Annotated in this window: 10 protein-coding genes; 4 read left to right on the forward strand and 6 right to left on the reverse strand. The window is 66.1% G+C overall.

All coding sequences use genetic code 11. The features are described 5' to 3' along the window. Positions 1–20 precede the first annotated feature (20 nt). The 5 genes from ACRECS_RS24675 to ACRECS_RS24695 all read right to left on the reverse strand — a co-directional run bounded on the left by ACRECS_RS24675 (position 21) and on the right by ACRECS_RS24695 (position 5,662). Positions 21–848, reverse strand: coding sequence for an ImuA family protein (locus ACRECS_RS24675; RefSeq protein ID WP_431585620.1), 828 nt, complete (start codon positions 846–848; stop codon positions 21–23). Between the two features lie 92 nt (positions 849–940). Further along, complete coding sequence (locus tag ACRECS_RS24680) at positions 941–2,614, reverse strand: Dyp-type peroxidase (RefSeq protein WP_431585621.1); 1,674 nt, start codon at positions 2,612–2,614, stop codon at positions 941–943. Continuing rightward, positions 2,611–3,570, reverse strand: a complete 960-nt coding sequence (locus ACRECS_RS24685; protein ID WP_431585622.1) for a hypothetical protein — start codon at positions 3,568–3,570, stop codon at positions 2,611–2,613. The genes ACRECS_RS24680 and ACRECS_RS24685 overlap by 4 nt, the downstream gene beginning before the upstream one ends. Then, entirely contained in the window at positions 3,563–4,504 is a 942-nt protein-coding gene (locus ACRECS_RS24690) for a hypothetical protein (RefSeq protein ID WP_431585623.1), read from the reverse strand. Before ACRECS_RS24690 ends, ACRECS_RS24685 begins: the two co-directional genes overlap by 8 nt. Positions 4,505–5,008: 504 nt before the next feature. Continuing rightward, the gene (locus ACRECS_RS24695) at positions 5,009–5,662 is read right to left on the reverse strand and encodes a TetR family transcriptional regulator (RefSeq protein ID WP_431585624.1); all 654 of its coding nucleotides are present in this window, start codon (positions 5,660–5,662) and stop codon (positions 5,009–5,011) included. Between the two features lie 90 nt (positions 5,663–5,752). Between ACRECS_RS24695 and ACRECS_RS24700 the strand changes: the two genes are divergently transcribed. The 4 genes from ACRECS_RS24700 to ACRECS_RS24715 all read left to right on the forward strand — a co-directional run bounded on the left by ACRECS_RS24700 (position 5,753) and on the right by ACRECS_RS24715 (position 9,414). Continuing rightward, positions 5,753–6,601: an SDR family oxidoreductase gene (locus ACRECS_RS24700; protein WP_431585625.1), complete on the forward strand. Its 849-nt coding sequence runs from the start codon at positions 5,753–5,755 to the stop codon at positions 6,599–6,601. After that, entirely contained in the window at positions 6,601–7,077 is a 477-nt protein-coding gene (locus ACRECS_RS24705; RefSeq protein ID WP_431585626.1) for a DUF1772 domain-containing protein, read from the forward strand. Before ACRECS_RS24700 ends, ACRECS_RS24705 begins: the two co-directional genes overlap by 1 nt. A gap of 134 nt (positions 7,078–7,211) precedes the next feature. Further along, complete coding sequence (locus ACRECS_RS24710) at positions 7,212–8,150, forward strand: diguanylate cyclase (RefSeq protein ID WP_431585627.1); 939 nt, start codon at positions 7,212–7,214, stop codon at positions 8,148–8,150. A gap of 106 nt (positions 8,151–8,256) precedes the next feature. After that, positions 8,257–9,414, forward strand: coding sequence for a YncE family protein (locus tag ACRECS_RS24715; RefSeq protein WP_431585628.1), 1,158 nt, complete (start codon positions 8,257–8,259; stop codon positions 9,412–9,414). A 24-nt stretch (positions 9,415–9,438) separates the two neighbouring features. On the opposite strand, the gene ACRECS_RS24720 is transcribed toward ACRECS_RS24715, so the two are convergent. After that, positions 9,439–10,965 carry an ArnT family glycosyltransferase gene (locus ACRECS_RS24720; RefSeq protein ID WP_431585629.1) on the reverse strand — a complete coding sequence of 509 codons (1,527 nt, stop codon included), beginning with the start codon at positions 10,963–10,965 and terminating at the stop codon, positions 9,439–9,441. Positions 10,966–11,168 lie beyond the last annotated feature (203 nt).

Below are 11,168 nucleotides of genomic sequence, written 5' to 3' on the forward strand. Positions count from 1 at the left end.
CGATGAATGCATATGGCGCATCATCCGGCGCGCCGGTGCGGGCGAGGCGGTTCGCCGGAAACAGCGGAAACCACAGCGCCAGATAGCGCCGGGCCTCGCGCGGCGCTTCTTTGGCCGGCGCCCGTCTGGTCGCGGAAGATAGCCTGGTCACGATCCCACTCCAAAATCCATCGCCCCCCGGCCCTCCCGCCGCGCTGACGCACCAATTCAACATCGAGCGCCGTGTGCCCCGGCGCATCCGCCTCGAGCGGCAGCGCGGCGACGCTGCGCACCCGCCAGCGGGTATGCGCCGCACTCGGCGCCTCCTCCGCGGCGACGCGCAACAGCAGGGCGGTCACGCCCGAACTCTCCGCCGCCACTGCAAGGCGCCGTGTCGCGGTGAGGTCGAGCGCACGCGGATTCTTCCATAATTCGACCACTGCCATCCCGACATCGGGACAGCGCACCACCTCCGCCGCGACGCGCAGCAGCGACAGCGCATCGGGCAGCACCCCGATCACCAGCCGCGTCGGATCGACCCCGAGATCGACCAGCCCCGGCGCATAAAGCCCGCCCCCGCCGCGCTGCGCCTCCCCTTCGCGCAGCCAGATGATCGTCGCATTCGACCCAGCCTCTGGCGGCACGACGCGCCGCGCGAGCATCGAGGCGAAACCTGCCGCGCTGCTCGCATCATCGGCCTCGCCGGCAATCACCTCATGCAACTGCCCGCGCGCCAATCCGCCTTCCAATCGCGCATCGATCCCGGCATGGCCGAGCGACGCGAGATTGGCCGATTCGACCGCCTGCACCCCCGCCATGGCGGCGATCCGCTGCCGAAGCGCGGTAAGGGGTGAGAGCGACTCGGCCATGATCGTTCCTGATATGTTCCATTATTGGGCGCGAGGGTAGGCTGAGTCAAGGCGGAACCCCTATTTCCTCCCCGGTACGGGGAGGAATAAGCTCAGGTCGGGTCGATGATGCCCATGCCGATCATGCGCAGCGCGGTCATGCTCGGCACGAAGAAATAATCCCCGCCGCGCGATTCGACCAGTTGCGGGATGTGGTCGCACAGGAAGGGCTGGCGCGCGGTCGCCGGGTCGGTGACGACCACCAGCTTGGCCTCCTCGTCGTGATTGCCGACGATCGGACAGGTGTCGCTGCCTGCGTTGAAATCGAGCCCGTACTGCATCCATTGCTGCTGGACGAATTCAAACTGGCGGAACAGGCTGCTGCAGATGGCGAGGAAGATGATGCCCTGTTCATTGGCGTCATCGGGCGCAGCGGGATCGACCTGGCCGTAAGGCAGGCCGCGGCGCAGGATGCGGCGGCGATTGACCAATGCCGATCCGTCCCAGCTCTTCGGATCGGGCGAGGTGAAGTTCGGGTCGAGCATGTCGCGCGGATTGGCGCGGCGCAGATGCGAGGTCACCGGACAGGTCGCCCCGGCCGGATCGGAGCGGTAATTGAAGTCGGTATATTTCAGCGCGAGCTGCGCCAGTTTCGGCTTGTCGCCGGCGGCATGAGCCGCGGCGAGCTCCGCCTTGAAGCGTTCCCAGTCGGCATGAGTCGGCGCCGCCATCAGCGGCACGCCGTCGCTCCACCGCCCGACCATCTTGGCCTTGACCGTCTCGCGCGCTTCCTCCGGATCGGCGATGTTGAATATCCGCGCGTACCGCTCGCCCGCCCGGTCGATATAGGCCGCGAAGCTGGCGACATTCTCGTGCAGCTTGCGATACGCCATGAACGTGCCGTTACGGCTGAACTCGATCGGCATCGCCGCGCCGGGAATCTCCTGCGCTTCGTCGACATAGCCAAGGAGGAATTCCCCCGGCGCAAGTGGCGCCCAGCTCTGGTCGGGCAGAATCTTGCCGCCGCCGATCATCCGCAACCGTTCCGCCTCGCCCGACAATTGCCCGGCGAACACCGGGTCGCCGAACCCGTCGGACAGGCCGAAATGTTCCTTGTTGGTCGGCCACAGCGCGCCATTATCCTCACGCAGCACCGCCGACATTTCCTGCCACAGCGCATCGTCCGGCCCGGTCCCGGGCAGCAGTACCACGCCGCCCCTCGAGTCGGCACAAAGCTGCTGCAACCAGCGTGTCTCCTCCTCCAGCTCGGCGATCGGCGTGCCGTCCGGGTTCATCCCGGCATTCATCGAGACAAGCAGATGGACGCGGTTCTTGCCTTCCGACTTGCGCCACACCGCGTCGCGCCGGTCGAGGAACGGATCATCGCCCAGGATCGAGGCACGCCGCTCCATCCCGTCGATGAACTCGTCGGGCATGGCGCGCAGCGTGCGGGTCGGCACCTCAAGCGCGGCGAGCCCGTAAAAGGTGAAGGCGATGTTGAGCGTGACCCGAGGTTTGATCAGCTGCACCTCGCCGGGATAGTCCGGCACGCCCTCGGCCCGGACCACGTCCTTGACGCGCGGGTTGCGCGTACGCAGCAGTGCTTCGCCGCGATTGGGGTCTTTCCAGCGTGCGGCGGTGGTGATGCGCGGCCGCAATTGCTCGACGAACTGCCGCCCTTTCGCGGCATTGCGGATCGTCAGAAAGAAGTAGCGCGCCTTGGGAAAGCTCTGCCCATAAGCGCGCAGGATGCCGCCCTGGATATCGGCGAGGTCGAGCGCGGTCATGCGGCGCCTTTCGGGAAATGGCTGCGGATCACACCGGGCGGCTGAGTCGGCGCATCGAGATCGCCGGGGCGATGCTCAGCAAGGAACGTGCGGAAGGCGGGGCCGAGCGTGGCCGGGTCGGCCCCCTGCCGATCGATCGCAAAACGCGTGAAGGCCTGTTGCAGATACAGCGCCTTGAGCACGTCGCGCAGCGTCGAATTGGGCGCCGCCGGGAAGGGCTTGCCGCCGCGCCGCATCACCAGCCAGTAATCGATCAGCACGCCGAGCAGCGCACCACCGATTCCCAGCAACAGGCCCTGCCACCACGGCCAGTGCCAGCACCAGGCGAGCAGCAACGGCACCGCCAGCCCGGCGACCGGAACCGCGGCGAGCACCACCTTGGACAGCGAGGGCAGCTGCGGCGCGCCGACCCAATAATCGTTGAACGGCATGGTCGTTTCGACCTGGGAGGCCAGGATGAAGCCGGCAAAGCTCGCCGCATCGGTCACCGCGTCGAAACCGTAGCAATAGCGGAACACCGCAGTCAGCTCGGCCGGCATCAGTCGCCACAGCTCCTCGAAATAGCCGCGCGGCTCGCCCTTGCCCTCGGCATCGGCCGGATCGAAGTCGATCATCACCAGCAGATAGGGACAGGCCAGCGCATCGACCGGCTGCGCCTCGAGCAGATCAGTGCCGCGGATCGCCGAGACCAAAGCATCGGCATGGTCGCGACCATTATAGAAAGGCTCGTCGAGCACCACGATGCGCGCGAAATGGGTGCGCAGCGAGCGGGCGAACGGGCTCTGGATACCGATCTTCTCCGACGCCTGCGATTGCAGCGCGGTCGGCAGCGTCTCCAGTGCTTCGCGCACCATATGGATTGGCGAGCTCTTCATCGCCTCATGCTGGACGATGCCGGTATTGTTGACCGGGACAATGCCGGTGAAGAAGTAATGGCCGCCGTCAAGATCAGGCATCGGGCTTCTCCTGTGCGGCAGCCGGTTCGGCGTCGGGCGGGGTCGGTGCGACCTCGACCGGCACCAGCTTCGGCGCTTCGTCGATGCGCGACGGGCCGGCGACCACTTCGCGCACCGCCGCCTGCACCGCGGCCTTTTCCCGTTCCGCATCGGCCGTGGCAGCGGCGGGCGGCGCGGCTTCGGTGACGGAGGCAGCGCCGACCATCGCCGGCGCGGCATTGCCGGCGGTCGCGGCGATGACCTCGGGCGCGACGCCATGCAGCACATGCAGCGCGGGCGGCGGCCCGTCGGCCTTCGGCCCCCAGCGTTCGCGTACCGCCTCGCTGCGGTGGCGATCCGCCGTGCTGGTGTCGCAGCTCGCGACCGGCGCATAGCCCGGCACGCCAAGCCCGCCCTGCACCTCTAGCAGCACCGCGGCAAAAGCGGCAGCGAGCGCGGCATCGTCGCCCGCCGCGTCGACCCGCAGCAGGGCCGCCTTCAGCTTCAGCGCCAGCTTGATGTCGCGCTGCGCACTGCCCGGGGTCGCGTTGTAATAATAATTGGTGTCGACCTGGTTGGCGCGGATGTAGTTCTTGAACGGCGTGATCGGGATCGAGTTGGGATATTTGGTGCTCGAATACCAGAAGGTGTCGAGCCCGCCGGGAATGCCGTCGGCGAATGCGTCGATATACTGGTCCCAGGTGCCGTTGAAGTTGCTGCAGAACAGCATGTAGTCGTTCTGCAGCACCTGCTGGCCCTGGCCGCGTTCGGGCCATTGGTCGCGCTTGATCATCACCCAGCGCGCGAAATGGATCAGCGAGAGGCCGAGCAACCCGGACAGCGTCCCCGGCATGGCGCGGGCGAGCATGAAGATGAAGCGGTTGATCCATGTCCTGCCCGGCCGCATCGGCGTGACGACGTTCATGCCATAGGCCTTGCCCGCGACGTTCGACATCGATGCTCCCCCTTGGGATTTCGCCGGCCCCGCTGCACGGAGTCGCCGGCCCACTATAGCCGCGGAATGACGATGCTCCAGACGATAGGGCCAGATCGGTGACGATCGTTACGGGAGCGATCGGGAAGGCGCGCGAAACCCGGTTTTCCCGGATGCCGCCGCGATGCGAGTCGCAGTCATCGGATCGCGATTTCTCCGCTGTTAGTTCAAATAAAAAAAGCCACCCCTGTTAAGTTGGATTTTCGCGGCAGATTTTCCGCGTTTTTTCAATTCCTTGATTGCCGCCACCCCTGTTACCGATAACAGGGGTGGGAAAGCCCATTAACAGCGGTGAGCCGACCGCTGTTCCTGCCGAACAGCGGTCGCAAAACGCGTGTTGTTTTTCCAGTCATGTCAAAGAGCGGGACAGCGCGCCGATTGGCATTCCGTCCGCCATTATACTCGCATGGCCGGCCGCAGGGTTGAATCGGCGCCGCTCACCTATCCTCCGGCAGTGGATCCGCTTTAATTCGATGGCGCAGCGATCTCCTGCACGGTCATGCGCTTGAACTTGTCGACCAGCGCCCTGCCCTCGTCCGGCTCGACCGAGATCGCCAGGCGGATCGTCGCCTCGCCCAGTTCCCAGATCAGGAACGCCGCGACGTCGAGCCGCGCCGGGTCGATCGCCGGATGGACTCGCTGCATCGCCGCCGAGAGCAGCGCCCCGCACACCCGGCTTTCGGCCAGCTGCAGCGCCATCAATTGCTTGTCCGCCTGCATCCCCGACCAGATGTCGCGCATCACCGGCTCGGCCATGACGATCTCATAATATTGGTCGATCAGTCCGGCATAGGCCTGGAGCAGCGCATCGAGGTCCGCCACATCGATCAGCGCTTCCTCGATGCACAGCCGGCTGGCGGCATTGTAGCGCTCGGCCAGCGTGCGGATCAGTGCGCTCTTCTCCGGGAAATATTGATAGAGCGACCCGATCGAGATGCCCGCCAGCGCGGCGACCTCATTCATCTTCACCTGATCGCTGCCGGTGCGCACGATGAGTTCCGACGCCGCGCCGAGAATGCGTTCGAGCCGGTCGCGGCTGCGCTGCTGCATCGGCTTGCGCCGCGCCGCCGGCGCTTCCTCGTCAGGGCGATCTGCCGCGATTGGTTCCACTACGGTCATTTTTTCGAACTCCGGCCGTTGACACTCAAAAATGTGAGTGTATATCACCTTTTATGTGAGTGATGCTCACGTTAACCGAAGGAGTGGATCATGACAACCGAAAAACAGACGACGGACGCCAGCCCCATTCTCGTGCTGGGCGCCAATGGCAAGACAGGTTCGCGGGTCGCGGCGCGGCTGTGGGATGCAGGACATCAAGTGCGCATCGGATCGCGCTCGGCGACGCCGGCGTTCGACTGGGACGACAGCAGCACCTGGGCCGCCGCGCTTGATGGCGTATTGTCAGTCTATGTCGCCTATCAGCCCGACATCTGCGTGCCCGGCGCTGTAGAGACGGTCACCGCCTTTTACGACGCGGCGGAAAAGGCGGGCGTCACCAATATCGTCTTTCTCTCCGGCCGCGGCGAGCCCGAAGCGGTCGACGCCGAACGCGTGTTGCAGGCAACGTCGTTTGACTGGACGATCATCCGGGCAAGCTGGTTCTTCCAGAATTTCAGCGAGATTTTCTTCCTCGACGAAATCCTGGCCGGCGCGGTCACGCTGCCCGACAGCTTGTCGCCCGAGCCATTCGTCGATGCCGAGGATATCGCCGATATCGCGGTCGAGGCACTGACCACCACCCGGCATCGCGGCCAGATCTACGAAGTCACCGGGCCGGAAGCGATCAGCTTTGCCGATGCCGTCGCGCAGATCGCGCGCGGACGGGGTCGGGAAATCGGCTATCACAGTGTGCCGATGGCGGCATACAAGCAGGGCCTGATCGACGCGCAACTGCCGCCGGAGATCATCGAGCTGGTGATCTACCTCTTCTCCACCGTGCTCGACGGGCGTAATCTGCCGGTCGCCGACGGGGTGCAGCGGGCGCTGGGCCGCGCGCCGGGCAATTTCGCCGACTATGTCGCGCGCACCGCGGCAACCGGCGTGTGGGAGGCAAAGTGATGAAGACCATCCCGTCGCTGCTGCTGATCGTCGCAGCCATCGCCACTGCGCTCAACGCGGGCGTGTTCTACGCCTTTTCCTCCTTCGTGATGGCGGGCCTTGGCCGCATCCCGCCGGAGCAGGGCGCCAATGCCATGAACGGGATCAACGTGACCGCGGTCATGGCCCCGTTCATGATCCTGTTCATGGGCGCGACCCTGTTGTGCCTTGGCCTGGCCGGCTGGTCGCTCTTCTCCTTCGCCGCGCTCGACTCGAAACTCATCCTGGCCGCGAGCCTGTTCTATGTAATCGGCTGTTTCGGCGTGACGATGATGTTCAACGTGCCGCTGAACAACCAGCTCGCCGCCGCGCCGCCGACCGAGATCGTCGCGGTATGGCAGACCTATCTGCGCGACTGGGTGCAGTGGAACCATGTCCGCACCATCCTGCCAACCATTTCCGCGCTGCTGTACATCATCGTGCTGATGCGGCGATGAGTCCGCTCCCGTGGCCGGCGTATCCGCCCCGTGGCGAAGGCGCCGGCACCGGCCGGGAAAACAATCGTTAACCGAACCCCGTTACCATGGCCGCAGGATTATAGACGGGCCAATGCCCCAGCAACAGGATCAGAATGGGCGTCATGCAAGGGGCCGGCATGCTGGAGCGGGAGCTTCGCACCAGCCGGCAGATGTTCCGGGCCAGCTTCCATGCCGCCGCGATTGGCAAGGCGATCATCAGCGTGACGGGCCTGTGCGTCGAAGTGAACGGCGCGTTCGCCGCGATGCTCGGTTATTCGACCGGCGAGATGGTCGGCATGCATTTCTCCGACTTCACCCATCCGCATGACATCGCCGCCGACCTGCATTTGTTCGAAAGCGTGATGCGCGGCGAACGCGATTCCTATCAGATGGAGAAGCGCTACCTGCACCGCGACGGCGCCATCCTGCACGTGCTGCTGAGCGCGACGGTGGTGCGCGAGGAGGACGGCACGCCGATCCAGTTCATCTCCGAGATCGTCGACCTGAGCGAGCGCCGCCGCGTCGGGCTGGAATTGCAGGAGGCCAATGCCAAGCTGCGTGAGCTGGTGGTGCGCGACCATCTGACCGGGTTGTACAACCGCCGCGGTTTCGAGGAGATGCTGGCCACCCCGATCGGCGCGCGGCCGGTCAGCCTGTTGCTGGTCGATCTCGACAATTTCAAGCGCATCAATGACGGACTCGGCCATACCGCCGGCGACCTGGTGCTGTGCGAAGTGGGCAAGAGATTGCCATTGCAGGTGCGCGAGGGCGATTATGTCGCGCGAGTCGGCGGCGACGAGTTCGGCGTGATCCTGTTCGACGCGGACAGCGCCCAGGCCAAAGCGATCGCCCGGCGAATCGTCACCGAGCTCGGGTCGGCGTTCCAGATCAGGGGCCAGATCAAGGAATTACAGGCCTATGTCGGCGCAAGTGTCGGCATCGCCTGCTCCGGCGGTCGCGCCGTCACCTTGCACGAGATGCTGATCCAGGCCGATGCGGCGCTGTATGTCGCCAAGGGCGCGGGCCGGGGACGATGGAGCCTGGCGGCCTGAGTGAGCGCAAGCCTGTTTTCGAACCCGATCGCTTTCCGTCCGACGCTCAGTTGACATGAGGTTGCAATCGACCTGAATCGGTCGCGGAACACGGGGAGGCCGGACCATGCGGACGATATTGACAGCGGCGGTACTGATCACCGGCATGGCCGGCGTCGCGGCGCGGCCCGTGTCGGCGCAGCTGATCGGCATCGCGGTCGATCCCAAGGCGCGGCTGATCGATGGCGACGTCTCGCCGCCCAGGGTGCGCGCCGCGGATTCGGTCGTGTTCATCGAGGCCGGGGACAAGGCCGTGCGGACGATTGGCAAGGTGGCGGTGCCGACCAGTTTCCAGGGGCCGCCGTCGTCGGTCGCGATCGCGCGCGATCGCCGCTTTGCGCTGGTCAGCGCGACCACCCGGATCAACGATGCGGGCACAATGGTGCCGAACCGGTCGGTGGCGGTGATCGACCTGCGCGGCGTCGCGCCGCGCGTGTCGCAGACCCTGACGCTGGCGGCAGCGCCCTCCTCGCTCGCGCTGGCGCCGGATGCCAGCTTTGCGCTGGTGCCCCATGGCGATACCGACAGCATGACGGTGCTGGGCATCGCCGAAGGCGTGGCGAGCGTGCGCGCGACCTTGCCCTTCGCCGCCGGGTCGAAGCCGCTCGCGGCGGCGATCGCGCCCGATGGCGACCACGCGCTGATCAGCTTCGCCGGCACCAACAAGGTCGGCGTTTATGCGATCCGCGACGGCCGGCCGCACTTGCCGGCGCTGCGCGAGATCAGCACGGGCGTCTATCCGACGGTGGTGGCCTATTGCGGCGGCAGCGGCACCGCGATCGTGGCGAATTACGGAACGGTGTCGGGCGATGCCGATACGATCAGCCTGATCGACCTGACCGGCGCTGCGCCGCGGATCGTCGATACGGTGACCGTCGGCCCCTCGCCGGAGGGCGCCGCCTGTGCGCCCGACGGACGCCATGCGGCGGCAGCGGTGCAGAATATGAGCACGGTGGCGAAGAGCGATCCGTTCCACCGCGCGAACAGCCTGGTCGTGCTGATGCGGATCGACGGCAAGAAACTGGTGCGCGTGACGGACGCGCCGATCGGGGGATGGGCGCAGGGCGTCGGCTTTCTTGACGACGGACGGACGCTTTTCGCCGAGAGCATCAACGATCGCAGCGTGCATTTCCTGCGCATCGCCGGCGACCGGCTGCTGCCGGCATTCGATCCGGTCGTGATGGCGGATGGCGGGCCGGTCGCACACGGTATTGCGGGGCGCTGAGCCCCCCGGGGTGATCGGCGGTTCCTAGCGGCGCACGATCGCGGCGCAGCCCGCGACGCCACCTATGTCGCGGCCGCGCTTTTGCAATAATGCGACGATATCGGGATCGCAGCTGGCGATCACCCCGATTCCGGCAGGAGCGCCGCTGTCGAGTGCGGTTGCCCAGCCGATCGGCACGCCCCTGCCCTGCCAGAGCAGGCGATAGGCGAGCAGCACGGGGGTATAATGCCGATCCTCGTCGCGCACGAAGCCGGGATCGACCACCATGATCGGGCGCGGCTGCGCTGCCAGCCGGTCGAACAGGGCACCATAACGCGCGGCGTTTGCGCCTTCATAGGGCGGGTCAATCAGGTAGCGGCGCGCGACGGCGCTTTGCGCAGCACTGAATAACGAGAACAGCCCGACCAGCAGGACGGCGATAGCGCGGATCCGGTGGCGTGGATCGCCGGCGGCATGGGCGGCGATCAGGCGCAGGATGATCGCGCGCAGGGTGATCGCGGCGGCAATCGCCATGAACGGCAGCGCGGGCAGGACATAATGGTGCAGCTTCGATGCCGCGAGCGAGATCACGAGCAACAGCGTGACACAGACCGACAGGCTGTAGAGCAGCGCCGCGCGCGCGCGACCGCTCGTCTGGGTCAGCGCCACCGGCGCAAGGACCAGCAGCAGCGGGGCGGCGACATAGCCCGCCCACAGGATCGAGAGATAGAAGGCCGCGGGCTTGCGGTCGCCGATCAGCGATTCCGTGAAGCGCCCGCCCACGTCATTATGCCAGCTTGCCAGCAGATAGCCGGGATTTCCGATTTCACGGACCAGCAGAAACAGGGCAACCGCACCGGCGACCGCGACGCCGGTCGCGGCATATCCCCGGCTCTGCCAAAGCCTCGGCACGCGGCGGATCAGCAACAGATACAGGCCGACGCCGAGGCAGGGGATGACGCCGGCAACACTCTTGGTCAGGATCGCGCCGACCACGCACAGGCCGATCAGCGCCAGAGTCTTTCCCGCCGGACGGCGACGATGGACTGCCCCGAACAGCAACAGCAGATAGGCGGTGGAGAAGAAGATCAGCAGGGAGTCGTAATCCGCCGTCCGCGCGCCATGCTCCCCGAACAGGCCCGGGCTGGCGGCCAGCAGCAGTGCGGCCAGCACCGCGGTCCACGCGGATCCGGTGATCCGCCGCACGAACAGCATGACGATGGTCAACGTGCCCAGGGTCGCGATCATGCCGGGCAGGCGGAGCGCCCATTCCGATTCCCCGAAGAGGCGCACGCTCGCGACCATCAGCCAGATGAGCAAAGGCGGCTTGGTATTCCACAGATCGGGCGCGCCACGATAGGTGGTAACCAGGCCGAACCCGCTGCGGTCCATTTCCAATGCGTTGACGATGTTGCGGGATTCATCCCACAGCAAGATCGGCAAGGGCCGCACATCGAGGAACAGGAACAAAGCCGCGATCAGCAGCCCGCCGGCCATGACCAGCATGTCGCTGCGGCGCGCTGCCGAGAACCGCATCACCGGACGTGCATCATCCTGGGAAAGTCGCGCCATGAACATGCGCAACCGTTAACGGCGCATGGTTACTCACTTCCTAACGGACGACTGGACCTGACCTGTTTAGCGAGGGCTGGACGGGGATGGTTCCTCCACATCAGCCCCCGGTCCGAAGCCGCCACCCATCCCGGCGCCACCCCCCATACCGCTGCCCATTCCCGTTCCGGCCCCCCCCCCCCCCCCCCCCCCCCCCCCCCCCC

Origin of the sequence: Sphingomonas sp., assembly GCF_050725575.1 — a bacterium.
In the GTDB taxonomy this organism is placed as follows: domain Bacteria; phylum Pseudomonadota; class Alphaproteobacteria; order Sphingomonadales; family Sphingomonadaceae; genus Sphingomonas.

Coding starts and splice junctions, on each gene's coding strand:
- ACRECS_RS24680 (WP_431585621.1), bottom strand. CDS start 2,614: ATGACCGCGCTCGACCTCGCCGATATCCAGGGCGGCATCCTGCGCGCT.
- ACRECS_RS24695 (WP_431585624.1), bottom strand. CDS start 5,662: ATGACCGTAGTGGAACCAATCGCGGCAGATCGCCCTGACGAGGAAGCG.
- ACRECS_RS24675 (WP_431585620.1), bottom strand. CDS start 848: ATGGCCGAGTCGCTCTCACCCCTTACCGCGCTTCGGCAGCGGATCGCC.
- ACRECS_RS24715 (WP_431585628.1), top strand. CDS start 8,257: ATGCGGACGATATTGACAGCGGCGGTACTGATCACCGGCATGGCCGGC.
- ACRECS_RS24705 (WP_431585626.1), top strand. CDS start 6,601: ATGAAGACCATCCCGTCGCTGCTGCTGATCGTCGCAGCCATCGCCACT.
- ACRECS_RS24690 (WP_431585623.1), bottom strand. CDS start 4,504: ATGTCGAACGTCGCGGGCAAGGCCTATGGCATGAACGTCGTCACGCCG.
- ACRECS_RS24720 (WP_431585629.1), bottom strand. CDS start 10,965: ATGGCGCGACTTTCCCAGGATGATGCACGTCCGGTGATGCGGTTCTCG.
- ACRECS_RS24685 (WP_431585622.1), bottom strand. CDS start 3,570: ATGCCTGATCTTGACGGCGGCCATTACTTCTTCACCGGCATTGTCCCG.
- ACRECS_RS24700 (WP_431585625.1), top strand. CDS start 5,753: ATGACAACCGAAAAACAGACGACGGACGCCAGCCCCATTCTCGTGCTG.
- ACRECS_RS24710 (WP_431585627.1), top strand. CDS start 7,212: ATGGGCGTCATGCAAGGGGCCGGCATGCTGGAGCGGGAGCTTCGCACC.